The following is a 14,391-nucleotide window of genomic DNA, read 5'->3' as shown; positions in this document are numbered from 1 at the left end:
GCGCTGCGTTGGCCTTCCGCGACGGTGCCAGGCGCCGTTCCCGCAGCGGCCGGGAAAACATGTTGGCCGGCCGCAGGTGAGCTGCGAAGATGCGTCTGCTTCCCAGCCGGAGGAAATGTGTTCGTCTTCGTGTGTGCGGGATGCGGTGCCGACTTGACCATTCCGCTGTCCCAGGTCTCACTGCCGGTCCACGCCCGTCAGAAGTACGGGAACGGCGCCCAGCTTCCGGTGCTCATGGAGTCAGGGACGTTTGCCGTGGACCCGGACCCCTGGGGCGGGCCGTGGCGGAGGTGGGACGAGACCGACCCGGTCGAGGCCGAGGCGCGCGGCATCTACGCGCCGGTCCCCGCCCCGTCCGACGGCACGTCCGGGGCGAATGTGATCGCGCCCGGTGACATCCGTGGCACCCGGTTGATCCCTGAGAAGCGTGGCGGTGCCTGCTGTGGCCTCGACGGGGCCGACGGGCTCAACATGGCCTGCGAGGCATGCGGCCTTCCCGTGGCGACCAGGGTCGACGACTGCTCACTCTGGCAGATGGTGCGACTCGGCTCCGACGTCGTGCACCGCGTCCCCGTCGACGGTATCCACGCCGCGCCGCTCTCCTGGGCGGAGCTGGCGGAGACGGGGGAGAAGACGCCCCCGTTCGAGCCGATCGCCACGTGGGGAGGACGGCTGGGGCCGAACCACTACTGGTCGTGGAGTCCGCGGTGGGAGGCGGCAGCCGGCCAGGCGCTCGCCCACCTGTTGATCGCTTCCCAGGGGCAGCCGGTGAAGGTTCCGGGCGGCCTGACCGCGGACGTGTTCCAACGCGCGCTCGACGCCTTGCTGCCGGCGGGCGCCCTGACGCGGCGCGCCGTCCTGGCCGGACCGGGACGACCCTCCCCGGACGCGGGCGTCGACATCCTCCTCGTCCCCGTCCACCCCCAGACGGGCCGGACCTGGTCCCCTGCCGACCTGAACGCAGGGGCATACCTGGTGCCCCTGCCGCTGGGGGTGTGGCTGTGGCTGGCCGCTCCCGAACCGAACCTGCCGGTTCCCGCCTCGGGCCGCATGGCCCAGGACGTCCTCCGCGACGACCCGCTCCCGCTGCTCCCCAACCGCCTTTTCCGGGCCGACCGGGAAATCTTCCAACACACCTTGGCCCGGCTGCCGGCCGTGCGCAACCCGTGGCTGAGCACCATCCTCGAGAACCTCACGCAGAGCACCTCGGCCGGCCTTTTCTGACCGTCCGGCCATCGAACAGCGCCGGGTCCGCGTGCCTCCCGAAGTGGTCGACACCTACTGTCCCCTTTCCTCTGCTGTCCCCTTTCGGGTTCTGGCCCGACTTCTGTGGAACCGTCACGCTGAGCTGTCCGTCCGTCCTCGAATATTCGAGGCGGCGGGGTGCCGAGGCTTGTAAGGTCCCGAACGGGATGGGGCTCGTAGCGCAGCGGTTGTCGCGCCTTCACCGCATGTGGGAGGACGCCGGTTCGAATCCGGCCGGCCTCATCCTGTTCCTCCTCCAGCAGCTTCCTGTGACGCCCGGGGGCCCCGGACCGCGGCTCGGAGTGCCCAGTCGCAGAAGTTGTGCCAGAGGCCCCGTTTCGTGCACGAAGTCACGAGCACGGCCTGCCGTGCGCGACCTGGGGTCCGCTCAAGCCGGCCGGCCCTCATGGAACGGCCTCCCGTCCCTGCCCTCCGGGAGACTGGCCGCCATGGACAAGGTCGAAGTCGTCGTCGCCCATGCCGAGCGGGCGACCCTGCGCGTCGGTGACGTGTTCCTGAAGGTGGACGCCGACCGGGCGCGGATCGACGCCGAGGTCGAGGCGATGTCCCTCGCCCCGGTCCCGACCCCGGCGGTCCTGTGGCGCAAGCCGCCTGTTCTCGCCCTCGCCGCGGTTCCGGGGGCGACGCTCGGACGTCTCGGCGGGCGGGCGACCGGGTCGGCGGCCAGGTGGGCGGCGGCGGGGGCCGCCATCCGGAAGCTGCACGACGCACCGCCGCCGCCCCGGACCGGCCGGGCCGGCCGGAGCGCCGCCGCGCTGGAGGCGGAACTCGACGCCGAGTGCGCCCTCCTCGTGGCGAACGGCGTCCTGCCCGCCGACCTGGTCGCCCGCAACCGCCGGGTCGCCGAGGCCGCGCTGCGGCCCTGGACCCCGGCCTTCACCCACGGCGACCTCCAGATCGCCCACGTCTTCCTCGACGGCGACGAGGTCACGGGAATCATCGACTGGTCCGAGGCGGGCCGGGGGGACGCCCTCTACGACCTCGCCACCTTCACGCTGGGCCACGAGGGCCACCTCGACGACGTCCTCGCGGGCTACGGCGACGACGTCGACCTCGACGTGATCCACGCCTGGTGGTCGGCGCGCAGCCTGCTGGCGGTGCGCTGGCTGGTCGAGCACGGCTTCGACCCGTTCGCGCCGGGCTGCGAGGTGGACGTACTGAGATCCCGCATGTGAGGACGTACAGGACCTTGGTGAGGGAGAGTCAGCGAAACAGGTGCGGGTGGTGTCGTGCCAACTCCCGGGTGATCGCCTCGTGGGTGGGGTCCGTGATCTCCCAGTCGTGCGCGGCCGGGTGCCCGGCGAACAGGCCGCATGCGGTGTCCGCGCCACGGGGGTCGAGCACGCCGCACCAGGAGAGCGGCGCGAGCCGGGCGGCCCCCACGCCCCACCGGGCCCAGACGGCGCTTCCGGACCGCCCGTCCTGGTGGTGGTCCCACAGCATCGCGGCGTGGGCCTCCTCGTGGTCCTCTCCGAGTTCGCAGAGGACGTGTCCGGGCTCGGGGCTCTGCCCGGGGGCCGCGAGGGCGACCGCGTACGTCGGGGGCGGCAGCAAGGCGACGGCGGTGCACTGGTTCACGGGTACGGGTCGCCCTTCGGGGAGTCTCCGAAGACGAGCCGTTCCGCGACCAGGTCGCCGAGCGGGTCGGCCACGTCCCAGGAGTGGGCCGCGCTGTGCCCCTCGTGCAGCGTGCACCGCCGTACGATCCCCGTCGCGACCTGGCGGAGGATGACGGGGCACCAGGGGACGTACGCGGTCCGGTGGGCGCGCTCCGGCTCGCTGCCGATCCAGAAGAACCACAGGGCAGGGGAGTCGGGCGTACGCCCCGGTACGAGGTAGGCGGCGTGTTCGGAGCCCTGGTCGTCGTGCGCGCCGAGTTCACACAGCACGTACGGCTCGGGGTCCTCGGGGCCGTCCTCGTCGGCGGCGACGAGACGCAGCACGTCCTCGGGTGGGAGGGCGGTCACGGCGGTGCACTGGAGCACGGCGTTCAACTCCTGGTCGAGTGGCGGGATGCCCGGCCCCGCAACCGGACGACGGGGCCTCACAGGACCTCGCCCCGGCTACGGGCGTTGAGCCGTGCGGTACGGGCACGGAGCTGCTCTATGAGGACGGCGGGCCGCACATGGCGGGGCTCGACCTCCCACTCGACACCGCCACCGACTGGCCGCAGCGACCAGTAGGGGCCGGCCACGCCACGGAACTCGCCCACGCGGTCGGCGCGGCTGGTGTCGACCACGAGGGTTCCGGGGGCGGGCACCGGGGTGAGGGCCGGCGCGGGGGTGTCGAAGGGCGTGGGGGTAATCGGGCGTACGTTCTCGCCGTCCATCGATCGCTCCTCTCCGTAGCCGTTTGGCTACCGGGGCGATTCAGGGTGACCTAGGGTCGAGATGTCTTCAACGTGGGGATCTGGGAGGGCACGTTGGCAAACATCAAGCAGTTGAACCCCGAGGCGAGCCCGCAGGCGGCCTTCGGTGCGCGTTTGCGCAGGATGCGCGAGGAGCGGGGCTGGATCCAGGACCAACTGGCCGACATGCTCGGCTGCTCGGGCAGGCACATCTCGGCGATCGAAACTGGCCGCAAACCGGCGACTCTGCCTTTTGCGAGGAAAGCGGACCGGTTATTCGATCTCATCGGGTCGGACCAGTCGTTCGAGCGTCAGTGGCAGGAGATGAAGCACGGGAACCTGCTGGAAGGCTTCCCGGAGTACGTGGGGTACGAGGGCCGGGCCGTCGAGATCAGACTGTTCCAAGTTGGGCTTATTCCTGGCCTGTTGCAGACGTCGGAGTATGCGCGGGCGGTGGCATTCGGAGACGTGGAGCGCGGATCCATCACCGTGGAACAGGCCAATGAGCGCGTCGCGTTCCTGGCGGAGCGGCAGACTGCGCTCGTGCGGTCGCGGCCTCCCATGGTGTTCGTCGTCATGGATGAGAGCTGCCTGCATCAGGCGGTCGGCGGACCGGACGTCATGGACGCACAGCTCCAACGGCTGATCGAGATGTCCGCACGGCCCAACTGGATCATCCAGGTAGCGCCGTTCAGTCTGGGGGCGCGCAGGGCGTTCAACCTGCCGGTCAATCTACTGACCATGGCAGACCGGTCCATCGTCGCGTACGCCGAATCGCAGACGCAGGGGAGCGTCGAGCGCGAAACCTCGTTCGGGGTGCCCATGCTCACGGCCTACCATCAGTTCCAGAGCGAGGCGCTGTCGAAGGCGGCGTCTGTGGCCAAGATCAGCGAGTTGCGAAAGGGCGCCCCGTGACGACCGAATCCCCCAAGTGGTTCAAGTCCTCGTACAGCTCGAACGGCGGCGACTGCGTCGAGGTGGCGGCCAACCTCGTCACCGCTCGCGGCATTGTTCCGGTCCGTGACTCCAAGGTGGCGGACGGACCCGTGGTCACCGTTCCCGTCACGGCGTTCGTGGCGTTCGTCGCGGGCGTGCAGGGCGGCACGTTCGACTCCGTCTGAGGAACCGAGCAGTGTGATCGCCCCACCGTGCCGCGCAGGGTGGGGTGTTCGCGTGTGCGGGGCCCTCTGGTGCCCCACCGGCCGCATCCTGCATGGTGGAGGCACCTGCGGCGAAAGGCACCTTGTGAAGATCGAATCCCCCCGATGGTTCACGTCCTCGTACAGCGCGAACGGCGGCAACTGCGTCGAGGTGGCGGCCAACTTCGCCGCCTCGCGCGGCATCGTCCCCGTCCGTGACTCGAAGGTGGTGGACGGACCCGTGGTCGCCGTTCCCGCCAGGGCGTTCGCGGTGTTCGTCGCGGGGGTTCAAGGTGGGACGTTCGGCACGGTCTGATGGGGCGAGCAGTCCGGACAGCGGCTCGGCCAGGTACCCGGCCGGGCCGTCGTGTCGGTCGTTCCCGCCGGGTGCCCCGGGTCCGCTCGCAGCTGTCTCGGCTGTGGTTTCGCAGGCGTCCGAAGGATGATGGACTCACGCCGTGACGACCTTGCTGCCCCGCGTCCTGCACGCACTTGAGCGGTTCCATGCCACCCGCCCCTGGGATCACAACGCCCACTACCACCGGTGGATTCTGCGCTGCCTCCCCAGCCGTTTCAGCAGGGCTCTGGATGTCGGATCGGGCAGCGGCGACCTCGCCCGACTCCTGGCCTCACGGGCCGGAGCAGTGCGCGGTATCGACATCGACCCCACGATCGTCGAGCGTGCGCGGGAGCTCACGGACGCCGCCGCCCCGGTGACCTTCACGGTCGGGGACGTACTGAAGGAAGTGCCGCCTGGCCCCTACGACGTCATCACCTGTGTCGCCGCCGTTCACCACATGCCGCTCCGCTCCGCCCTCACCCGCTTCCGCCGGCACCTGGCGCCCGGTGGAACCCTGGTCATCGTCGGCGTCTATCGCCCGCAGTCCCCGAGCGACCACCTGATCGACGCCGTGGCGATTCCGGCGAACGTCGCCCTGGCCTGGATCAAGAACAAAGGACGCAAGGTGCCACGCCCGGCCTCGATGATCGCCCCGACCCGGCCGGCGGCCATGACCTTTGCGGACATCGTTCTCGACGCCCATCAGGTGCTGCCCGGTGCCCGCCTGCGCCGCCGCCTGTTCTGGCGCTACACGCTGGTCTGGCACCACCCCTGACGAGGTCGTCCTTTCGGATTCCGTGCGGTCACCCCTCGGGCGTCGACGTATCCAGCTCCGTCCCCCCCTCATCTCGGCGGAACCGGATCATGACAGCGGAGATCCGGTGCCGCCGTAGCCCGGCGCGGCCGGCTCGGTGCACGTATGCCGTCCATGCCCGCGATGATCCGGTCCGGCCGCGACCGGGGCGCCAAGGGCCGGGCCCCGGCGTCGCGGCCGGTCGGTTGCCGTCGCCCGATCCTTTTCAGGCGGCTCGGCTGAGGTCCAGCCGCTCGGCCGACGGCTTGTATCCGGCCGCCGTGTAGGCGGCTACGGCGGCAGCGTTCGAGGTCGGGGTGGTGACGAGTGCGCTTGACGCACCCAGTTCGCGCAGCGCCGCAGCGGCGGCGACACTGATCGCCGTCCCGTAGCCGCGACCGCGATGGCCGGCGTGCACGCCCACCGGCTCCAGCAGGCCGGGCCTGCCGGGTCCGGCCGACCAGACCGTCGCCGCGGCCACCGCGTCGTCCTGGTCGTCGTAGCCGATCAGGCAGCGGGCGTCGGCGTAGACCGGCCCGGCCGCGAGAACGTGCCAGACCTCCTCGGTGAACGTCGGACTGCCGAACGCCGAGCGGTGCACCGCGGTCCGCACCCCCGCCGTCTCCGGACCGGCCACCTCGATCCGCAGCCCGGAGTCCTGTACCGGCTCGGCGAGGTCGCGGCGCAGGGGCGTCCACGGCTCGTCCGGGTTCCAGCCCGCCTCCAGGAGGACCTCGTGGAGCAGGGCGCCGTTGGGGATTTCGATGCTCACCTTCCCGGGCGGCAGGACCCCGCGCTCCGGATCATCGAGGTCCGCCAGCAGGCGGCGTGCCAGATCACCGTCCTGCCGCAGCTCCGGGGCGGTCGTCAGGCGCAGCACATCGGGGCCGTCCAGGTATCCGACGGCGACGATCCGTCCGCCCGTGCTCCAGGTGCGGACGGCCGAGCCCAGTCTCTCCGCACCCAGCGCCCAGGCCCAGCCGAGGTCTCCCGGATGGAGTTGCAGCGGGGTGCGGTCGTCCTGCCATGCGCGGAGGGCATCCACGGCCCCGGCCAGCCCGTCGACGCCGGGCTCGTTCAGAACAATCGTCATGTCCCGCATCCCACACCATCGCGGCCACCGAACGCTCCTGGTTTTCCTTCCTGCGTACCGTAGTTGGCGTTGCGGTCATGGCACGGGACGTACGGCGCCCGGCTCCCCGTTCCCCTTGGCCGGGACTCGCGGGCCGCCGGGGCGACCACCGTCCGCGTAGGGGTTTCCGGGGAGGGGTTCGGAAGGGGAGAGCGCCTACTCGCCGAGCGCGGCGCGTACGGCGGCCAGGCGGCGTCGGGCGTCGGCTCTCCACCCGTAGTCCAGGTCGAGCGGGACGGAGACGACGAGCCCCGTGTCGGGCCCGTCGCGCGCCTCCACCACGTACGGGTGCCCGGCGTACGGGTGCCCGGCGAAGAAGCGGAGGTGGGCCGAGCCGCCCGAGAGGGGCCAGTCGGCCGAGAAGGGGTCGTCCGGGTCGGCGTCGGGGTCGTCCACGGCCTCGTCCATCGCGTCCAGCAGCCGTCCCCAGTCCGCGAGTTCGTCGGAGGTGAACCCGAGGTGGGTGGAGCCGTTCACGAAGCCGCTCGTGACGGTGGCGACGGCGTAGTAGTACTTCAGTCCCCGAGGGTTCACCAGGGCCGGTGCGGTCGAGGTCAGCCGGACGCTGACGCTCTGAACGGCGTCGGCCAGGTGGATCAGCTCCAGCGCGTCGGACGGTGGCGTCCTGTCCGGGGCCGCCGTGTCCGGGTCCGTCGGGGCCGAGGGCGTCGTGTCCGGGGTCTCTGCGTCCATGGCGGGAACCTACGCCAGGCGCGCGGTCCCGGTCCCGTCAGGGGATGGGCGGCGAGGGAACCGGGCTGACCTCGGGCGGCGGACGTACGCGCCGAGGGGCTTCGGCGGGGTGAGAGGGCCGGTCCTGGGGGGACAGCGCGCCCTCGGCGTCCGGGGGCGGAGAGGTGAGGGGCGGGACCGGGGCGCGCCAGAGGTGTGCCGTAGTGGTCGGTGAGCGCCGGTCAGCGCGCGGCGGGATCCGGACGGGCCGGGTCCTCCGTCACGGGCAGGCACTCGGAGAGCAGGTCGAGGACGTCGCGCCAGGCTCGCTGCGCGTGCCGCGGGTGGTGGCCGACGCCGGGGGGCGCGGGGTGGTCGACCGGCGGGTGGTGGAAGGCGTGCAAGGCGCCGCCGTAGACCGTGAGGCGCCAGTCGACGCCGCCGGCCTGCATCTCGGCGGCGAACGCGTCCCGCTGCGCGGGCGGCATGATCGGGTCCTCCGACCCGACCCCGGCCCACACCGGGCAGCGAATGCGCGCCGCCTCGCCCGGTCGGCCCGTCGTCAGCGCGTTGACCGTCCCGATCGCACGCAGGCCGACGCCGTCGCGCCCGAGTTCCAGGCCGACGGCGCCCCCGGTGCCGTAGCCGACGACGGCGATCCGGTCGGGGTCGGTCCGCGGTTCGGCGCGCACCACGTCGAGCGCCGCGTGGCCGATGCCCCGCATCCGGTCGGGATCGGCGAGCAGCGGCATGCAACGGGCCAGCATCTCCTCGGGGTCGGCCAGGTAGCGCCCGCCGTGGAGGTCGAAGGCCAGCGCCACGTATCCCAGCTCGGCGAGAGCATCGGCCCGGCGGCGCTCGACGTCGCTGAGCCCCACGCCCTCCGGCCCGATCAGCACGGCGGGGCCACGGCCGGTACCGGAGGGGAGCGCGAGGTGGCCGATCATCGTCAGGCCGTCGGCCGGGTACTCGACCGCACGCGTCTTCGTCGTCGTCATGGTCGGGACTGTAGTGATCGTCGCGCCCGGTCCGGCGGGAGTTCTGCCGCCGGCAGAAGACCCCGGGCGTCCCGGACAGGGCGAAGGCTTCACGGCTGTTCCGCAGTCCCCAGTCCCTCCGAACTCCCTCCGAACTCCCTCCGACGCGCATCCCGGTCGGACCTCTTCGGCGGGCCCACGCCTCAAGGCGGCTGCGGGCGGCGGGGGGCTTCGGCGGTGTACGTCGTGGGGAGCGGTCCTTGTGAGGAAGGGGTGGCAGCGGTGGTGCGGGCGCCGGGTGCGTACCGGTGGGCGCCGGTCAGTAGCCACCGGGAGGCGGGGCTCCCGGACCGTGGCTCCGCCCACGTCGGCCCGGCCGGGACCTCTCCGCGGCCCGGCCGGAACCCCCCACGGCCGCCCGAGCCCGGTCGGCGGCGTAACACTGCCGCGGGGAGCGGTCACCCCACGAGATCGCGCCAGAACGGTACCGTCGCCCGCGGCGGTGAGGCGTCGTTCCAGCGAGGAGCGCCGTGGGACTCCTGGTCGATGTAGTCCGCCAGATCCGTACCGTAGAAGATGACGTCGGTCTGGTGGATCGACAGCACCGGGTGCCCGTACGTGCCGCCGCCGGCCGGGAGGTAGCGGTGGGAGCGGATCGGGACCATCTGCGGGACGGCGGCCAGCTCCGCACGGGCGCTCTCCAGGGCTTCGGCGGGGTCATCCGGCCTGGCGCCCCACGCCGGTGGCCAGAAGGCGTTGTGCTCCACGTCGAACAGGACGCCGTCCACCGGCCCCGCCAGGCTCGCACGCAAGCCGTCGCGGTCACCGCCGCGCCAGTTCGGCCAGGGCTGCCGCCCACGTGTCGTGGAGGGGCGGCCGACGGGCAGTCCGGCCGCCAGGAACGCCCGGTGGTCATCGGCGAACGTGAACCCGAACTCGGCCTCCACGCGCGCGAATTCGGCGTCCGTCAGGCCGGGGAGGATCTCGGTCCGCCCCAGTCGCGCCAGCCGCCGCGCGGCCTCCTCGCCCAGTCGGGCCCCCGCGTCCGTGGTCATCCCACCATGGTAGGCGCGCGCTCCGAGGCCCCGGGGCCCGCACGGTTTTGAACCCTTTCCCGCGGGCAACCGGCCGCCATGGACACCAATGCGCACACGGAAGAACCGGCGCCCACCCAGGGCGACGAGCACCACCTCCTCCTCAGCGCCGACACCAACGGTGACGGCAAGCCGGACGTGTGGATGACGGACACGACCGGCGACGGCAGAGCGGACCTCTACCAGTTCGACACCACCGGCGACGGCACCGTCGACGTGACGGTGGTCGAGGGCGCGGAGGAGCCCGGCACCGACCGCCTCGTCGTCGAGGGCGACGGCGGCCACCCCCAGGAGGTCTGAGGCTCCCCCTCCGGACCCCGGGCGGGAGAGGCCGGAGGGGGAGGAGGGGACGGAGAGGCCGGAGGGGGAGGAGAGGACGGAGAGGCCGGACGGTGAGGGTGGAGCGGCCGGGGGCGCGGCCGATTCCAGGCGTCCCTCTGCGTACGGGCTGAGGCGGGCCCGAGGCGGCCCCCGCCCCTCGTACGGAACGCCGGGCGGCAGGCGTTTTGGCCGCTCCCCGTGGGCGGGTCAGACTGAGGACGCCTCCCGCCCGCCGGGCCCCGCTCCTCTTCCCCTCAGGAACCGCCGTGTCCCACCCCTCCGCCGCCCCCGGGGCGAGCACCGCCGCCCCGCCGCGCCCCGACGGGCACCGCTTCGGCGCCGTCCTCCGCCGCATAGCCGAGGAGATGGCCGCCCGCGACGACCACGGCGCCCCCGCCGACTACATCCCGATGCTGGCCGGCGCCGACCCCCGGCGCTTCGGCATGGCCGTCGCGGAGCCGGACGGGACCGTGTACGGGGTGGGGGAGTGGCGGCAGCCGTTCTCGACGCAGTCCATCTCCAAGGTGTTCGCCCTCGCCCTGGCGCTCTCCCTGGACGGCGAGCGGATCTGGCGGGGGGTGGGCCGCGAGCCCTCCGGCAACCCCTTCAACTCCCTGGTGCAGCTGGAGTACGAGAACGGCATCCCCCGCAACCCGTTCATCAACGCCGGGGCCCTGGTGGTCACCGACCGGTTGCAGGCGCTGACGGGGGACGCCGCCGGGCAGGTGCGGGAGCTGCTGCGCAGGGAGAGCGGCAACCCCGCCATCGACTTCGTGCCGGAGGTCGCCGCGTCCGAAGCGGCCCACGGCGACCGCAACGCCGCGCTGGCCCACTTCATGGCCTCCTACGGCAACGTCACGCACCCGGTCCCCGACCTGCTCACCGCCTACTTCCGGCAGTGCTCGATCGAGGCTTCCTGCGCGGACCTGGCCCTCTCCGCGGGCTTCCTCGCCCGGCACGGGGTCCGCGCCGACGGTTCCGCACTGCTGACCGGCAGCCAGGCGAAGCAGGTCAACGCGGTCATGCTCACCTGCGGGACCTACGACGCGGCGGGGGAGTTCGCCTACCGGGTGGGGCTGCCGGGCAAGAGCGGCGTCGGCGGGGGCATCATCGCCATCGTGCCGGGGGAGTGCACCCTGTGCGTCTGGAGCCCGGGCCTCGATCGGCGCGGCAACTCGGTGGCGGGCGTGGCGGCCCTCGACCGCTTCACCACCCTCACCGGGCTGTCCGTCTTCTGACCCCGTACGCCGACGGGGCGGGCGAACGGCGCAGCCGGGTGCTCGGATGGCAAGGAGCTGTGTAGGCAAGGGAGTTGGGGGCATCCGGTCGATAGGCCGGTCCGCTTCGGGACCGGATCCGGAGCGACCGACCCGAAGGAGCGAGAAGATGGCTACGCAGTACAGCAACCAGTCGACCGGCCAGCAGCATCACCACGCGCCGAAGGGCGGGGCCGGAGGGAACGTCTTCAGCATCATCGCCATGGTCCTGGGCGTGATCGGGCTCGTCTTCGTACCGATCGTCTTCGCCCTCGGCGGCCTGATCATGGCCATCATCGCCAAGGTGGTGCGGCACGAACGGCTCGCCACGGTGGCCATCGTGGTCAGCGCCGTCGGCCTGGTCGGCGGAATGGTCCTCGGCGCAGTCCTCGCCACCGGGTGACCCGCGGCCTCTCCCGTACGGTTCGCACGACCCGCGGTCCGAGCCCCCCACGTCCGCAGTGGTGGGGCTCGGACCGTTTCCCGTACCGGTGGCGGTGCGTCCGGACCCTGCCCCCCCCGCGCCCTCGGTCTCCTGAGGCCGGTCTCCTGAGGCGCCGGGAGGCCGCAGGCCCTCCCGCCGTCTTCACGGCACCCCGACACATCCTCGACAGCACGTACGCAAATGAGCCCGATTCGGTCGAGTTGTATAGGCCGTTTCCTCCGCCATGGGCCTTTATGCGGCCTCATTTCCCCTGGTGTACCTGTTTCGTCGTCAGCCGAACGCGGCCGGAAATCGACCCTGCCCGTCACACGTTCTCGTCTTCGAACGCATGAACCATCAGGGTCGGGCAGAGAACGGGCATGACGAAACGGGGGATCATGGAACAGGACGGGCCGAGAGCGGCATCCGGCTTGCGGGGGCCGGGCGGAGCGGGCGGAACGGACCGCGCCACCGACCGGGTGGGCGCTCTTCTCTGCTGGACACACGGGCTCGCCATGGTGCTCACCGCCGCCGCAGCCGTGCTCCGGCCGCCGGCCGGCTGGTGGTCGGCGGCGTGGATCGGCGCCTGGGTGCTGACCGGCGTACTGCTGGTCGTCTGGGCGCTGCTGCGGGCCGACCGGAAGCGCCGGTACCGGAAGGGCGGACGGCCCAGCGGCGACGGCGTCCCCGATCCGGAGACGTGCGACGGCTGCTGCGAAGGCGCCCCGGAGGAGTACGGCACGGCGGCTTAGGGCGTACGGGCCGGGGACGGCAGGTCCCGGGCGGGGCCGGGGCGCCACCCGCGCCGGGGCGCCCCGTGCTCCGGTGTGTACACCCCGACGCGCGACAGTCGCGGGGCGTACGCGCCGGGGCGGTGGGGCCCGGTCGCGCACGGGTCGACGGGCCACCCGTCCGGCGTACGCGACAATGGGGCCATGACCACGCTCGCCCCCGCCCTCCCGCAGCTCCGCATCGGCCCGCACACCGTGCAGCCGCCGGTCGTGCTGGCTCCCATGGCCGGCATCACCAACGCCCCCTTCCGGACGCTGTGCCGGGAGTTCTCCGGGGGCAAGGGGCTGTTCGTCAGCGAGATGATCACCACGCGGGCGCTGGTCGAGCGCAACGAGAAGACCATGCAGCTCATCCACTTCGACGCGGCCGAGACGCCGCGTTCGATCCAGCTGTACGGAGTGGACCCGGCCACCGTCGGCAAGGCCGTCCGCATGATCGTGGACGAGGACCTGGCCGACCACATCGACCTGAACTTCGGCTGCCCGGTCCCCAAGGTCACCCGCAAGGGCGGCGGCTCCGCGCTCCCGTACAAGCGCCCCCTGCTGCGGGCCATCCTCCGGGAGGCCGTCTCGGGCGCCGGGGACCTCCCCGTCACCATCAAGATGCGCAAGGGCATCGACGACGACCACCTCACCTTCCTCGACGCGGGCCGCATCGCCGTCGAGGAGGGCGTCACCGCCGTCGCCCTGCACGGGCGCACCACCGCCCAGCACTACGGCGGCACCGCCGACTGGGACGCCATCGCCCGGCTCAAGGAGCACGTCCCGGAGATCCCGGTCCTCGGCAACGGCGACATCTGGTGCGCCGACGACGCCCTGCGGATGATGCGCGAGACCGGCTGCGACGGCGTCGTCGTGGGCCGCGGCTGCCTCGGGCGGCCCTGGCTCTTCGCCGACCTGGTGAGCGCGATGGAGGGGCGCGCGACCCGGCACGCGCCCGCCCTGCGCGAGGTCGCGGACGTCATGGTGCGCCACGCGACGCTGCTGGGGGAGTGGATCGGCGACGAGGCGCGGGGCGTGATCGACTTCCGCAAGCACGTCGCCTGGTACCTCAAGGGCTTCGCGGTCGGCTCCGAGATGCGCAAGAAGCTGGCCGTCACCTCCTCGCTGGAGGAGCTGTCCTCCCAGCTGCACGAGCTGGATCTCGACCAGCCCTGGCCGGACGGTGCGGACGGCCCGCGCGGGCGGACCTCGGGCAACAACCGGGTCGTCCTGCCGGACGGCTGGCTCAAGGACCCGTACGACTGCGCGGGCGTCGGCGCCGACGCCGAGCTGGACACCCCCGGCGGCTGAGCGCCCGGGGGCCCGGTCCCGTCCGCTCCTCCGCGGCGCCCGGGCCGGGTAGGGCCTCAGCCCGCGACGTCCGGGCCGAGTGCAGCCTTCAGGCCGCGACGTCCGGGCCCGCGCGGCGTTCCAGCGGGGGCTGGGCGTAGCGGGCTGAGGCCGTCACGGTGAAGGCGACGGGCCGTCACGGTGAAGGCGACGTCGCCCGCCCGGCGCGGTCGCCCGCCCGCTCGCCGGCGCCGCCGGGTGCTGCCGCCGGACGAACCGCTTCGGCACTCGATGCCACGGCGCGGCTCTCGCTCCGCGAAGAGATCCGCCGCCTTCGGCTCTCGCTCGGGATCGCCCCCGCCTTCGGACCTCGCTCGGGATCACCCCCGTCTTCGTTCGTCGCCCACGGCCGGAGGGAAACCCCTCGACGGCCGACCGGGCCCTGCTCGGCCTCCCGGACGGCGCCGTGGGCCCCCCCCCCCCCCCCCCCCCCCCGGGGGGGCCGGGGGGGGGGGCGGGGGGGGGGGGGGGGGCGGGGGCCCGGCCGCCCCCGGCCCCCGGGCGGCG

The 14,391-nt window shown here is 72.8% G+C and carries 18 protein-coding genes and 1 tRNA gene; 12 read left to right on the top strand and 7 right to left on the bottom strand.

Features of this window, described 5'->3' with window-relative positions; translation table 11 throughout:
* Positions 1 to 117: 117 nt before the first annotated feature.
* From ACH4K1_RS15755 to ACH4K1_RS15745, 3 genes are all read left to right on the top strand, one after another.
* Positions 118 to 1,224, top strand: a complete 1,107-nt coding sequence (locus tag ACH4K1_RS15755) for a hypothetical protein (protein ID WP_398089845.1) — start codon at positions 118 to 120, stop codon at positions 1,222 to 1,224.
* 190 nt (positions 1,225 to 1,414) lie between these two features.
* A tRNA-Ala gene (locus tag ACH4K1_RS15750) sits at positions 1,415 to 1,488 on the top strand.
* Between the two features lie 206 nt (positions 1,489 to 1,694).
* A complete protein-coding gene (locus tag ACH4K1_RS15745) occupies positions 1,695 to 2,441 on the top strand; it encodes a phosphotransferase family protein (RefSeq protein ID WP_398089843.1) in 747 nt (248 codons plus the stop codon).
* A gap of 28 nt (positions 2,442 to 2,469) precedes the next feature.
* Here ACH4K1_RS15745 and ACH4K1_RS15740 read toward each other — a convergent pair whose 3' ends face one another.
* From ACH4K1_RS15740 to ACH4K1_RS15730, 3 genes are read right to left on the bottom strand one after another with little or no spacing between them, the layout of a single operon-like run.
* On the bottom strand, positions 2,470 to 2,844 hold the full coding sequence (locus ACH4K1_RS15740) for a hypothetical protein (RefSeq protein WP_398089842.1): 375 nt from the start codon (positions 2,842 to 2,844) through the stop codon (positions 2,470 to 2,472).
* Positions 2,841 to 3,251, bottom strand: coding sequence for a hypothetical protein (locus tag ACH4K1_RS15735; RefSeq protein WP_398089841.1), 411 nt, complete (start codon positions 3,249 to 3,251; stop codon positions 2,841 to 2,843). The genes ACH4K1_RS15740 and ACH4K1_RS15735 overlap by 4 nt, the downstream gene beginning before the upstream one ends.
* A 59-nt stretch (positions 3,252 to 3,310) precedes the next feature.
* Entirely contained in the window at positions 3,311 to 3,595 is a 285-nt protein-coding gene (locus tag ACH4K1_RS15730; RefSeq protein ID WP_398089840.1) for a hypothetical protein, read from the bottom strand.
* Between the two features lie 93 nt (positions 3,596 to 3,688).
* Between ACH4K1_RS15730 and ACH4K1_RS15725 the strand changes: the two genes are divergently transcribed.
* From ACH4K1_RS15725 to ACH4K1_RS15710, 4 genes are all read left to right on the top strand, one after another.
* Positions 3,689 to 4,528, top strand: a complete 840-nt coding sequence (locus tag ACH4K1_RS15725; RefSeq protein WP_398089838.1) for a Scr1 family TA system antitoxin-like transcriptional regulator — start codon at positions 3,689 to 3,691, stop codon at positions 4,526 to 4,528.
* Positions 4,525 to 4,734 carry a DUF397 domain-containing protein gene (locus ACH4K1_RS15720; protein WP_398089837.1) on the top strand — a complete coding sequence of 70 codons (210 nt, stop codon included), beginning with the start codon at positions 4,525 to 4,527 and terminating at the stop codon, positions 4,732 to 4,734. The genes ACH4K1_RS15725 and ACH4K1_RS15720 overlap by 4 nt, the downstream gene beginning before the upstream one ends.
* Positions 4,735 to 4,858: 124 nt before the next feature.
* Complete coding sequence (locus ACH4K1_RS15715) at positions 4,859 to 5,068, top strand: DUF397 domain-containing protein (RefSeq protein ID WP_398089835.1); 210 nt, start codon at positions 4,859 to 4,861, stop codon at positions 5,066 to 5,068.
* A 142-nt stretch (positions 5,069 to 5,210) separates the two neighbouring features.
* Positions 5,211 to 5,867: a class I SAM-dependent methyltransferase gene (locus tag ACH4K1_RS15710; protein ID WP_398089833.1), complete on the top strand. Its 657-nt coding sequence runs from the start codon at positions 5,211 to 5,213 to the stop codon at positions 5,865 to 5,867.
* 244 nt (positions 5,868 to 6,111) lie between these two features.
* Here ACH4K1_RS15710 and ACH4K1_RS15705 read toward each other — a convergent pair whose 3' ends face one another.
* The 4 genes from ACH4K1_RS15705 to ACH4K1_RS15690 all read right to left on the bottom strand — a co-directional run bounded on the left by ACH4K1_RS15705 (position 6,112) and on the right by ACH4K1_RS15690 (position 9,721).
* Positions 6,112 to 6,978, bottom strand: a complete 867-nt coding sequence (locus ACH4K1_RS15705) for a GNAT family N-acetyltransferase (RefSeq protein WP_398089832.1) — start codon at positions 6,976 to 6,978, stop codon at positions 6,112 to 6,114.
* A 195-nt stretch (positions 6,979 to 7,173) separates the two neighbouring features.
* On the bottom strand, positions 7,174 to 7,710 hold the full coding sequence (locus tag ACH4K1_RS15700) for a DUF5959 family protein (RefSeq protein ID WP_398089830.1): 537 nt from the start codon (positions 7,708 to 7,710) through the stop codon (positions 7,174 to 7,176).
* Between the two features lie 221 nt (positions 7,711 to 7,931).
* Positions 7,932 to 8,687 (bottom strand): dienelactone hydrolase family protein, encoded by a 756-nt coding sequence (locus ACH4K1_RS15695; protein WP_398089828.1) that lies wholly within the window; start codon positions 8,685 to 8,687, stop codon positions 7,932 to 7,934.
* Positions 8,688 to 9,124: 437 nt separating this feature from the next.
* Positions 9,125 to 9,721, bottom strand: a complete 597-nt coding sequence (locus ACH4K1_RS15690; protein WP_398089827.1) for a hypothetical protein — start codon at positions 9,719 to 9,721, stop codon at positions 9,125 to 9,127.
* Positions 9,722 to 9,799: 78 nt separating this feature from the next.
* Here ACH4K1_RS15690 and ACH4K1_RS15685 point away from each other — a divergent pair, with 78 nt between their 5' ends.
* The 5 genes from ACH4K1_RS15685 to dusB all read left to right on the top strand — a co-directional run bounded on the left by ACH4K1_RS15685 (position 9,800) and on the right by dusB (position 13,845).
* A complete protein-coding gene (locus ACH4K1_RS15685; protein ID WP_398089825.1) occupies positions 9,800 to 10,060 on the top strand; it encodes a hypothetical protein in 261 nt (86 codons plus the stop codon).
* 287 nt (positions 10,061 to 10,347) lie between these two features.
* The gene (locus ACH4K1_RS15680) at positions 10,348 to 11,319 is read left to right on the top strand and encodes a glutaminase (RefSeq protein WP_398089824.1); all 972 of its coding nucleotides are present in this window, start codon (positions 10,348 to 10,350) and stop codon (positions 11,317 to 11,319) included.
* A 148-nt stretch (positions 11,320 to 11,467) separates the two neighbouring features.
* Positions 11,468 to 11,740: a hypothetical protein gene (locus tag ACH4K1_RS15675; RefSeq protein WP_398089822.1), complete on the top strand. Its 273-nt coding sequence runs from the start codon at positions 11,468 to 11,470 to the stop codon at positions 11,738 to 11,740.
* 401 nt (positions 11,741 to 12,141) lie between these two features.
* Positions 12,142 to 12,513, top strand: a complete 372-nt coding sequence (locus ACH4K1_RS15670) for a hypothetical protein (RefSeq protein WP_398089821.1) — start codon at positions 12,142 to 12,144, stop codon at positions 12,511 to 12,513.
* A 183-nt stretch (positions 12,514 to 12,696) separates the two neighbouring features.
* Entirely contained in the window at positions 12,697 to 13,845 is a 1,149-nt protein-coding gene (gene dusB, locus ACH4K1_RS15665) for a tRNA dihydrouridine synthase DusB (RefSeq protein ID WP_398089819.1), read from the top strand.
* Positions 13,846 to 14,391 lie beyond the last annotated feature (546 nt).

Source organism: Streptomyces sp. NPDC017448, from assembly GCF_044330565.1.
Taxonomy (GTDB): domain Bacteria; phylum Actinomycetota; class Actinomycetes; order Streptomycetales; family Streptomycetaceae; genus Streptomyces.
Note: the sequence above shows the minus strand (reverse complement) of the source record. Positions and strands in the feature narration are given on the sequence as shown.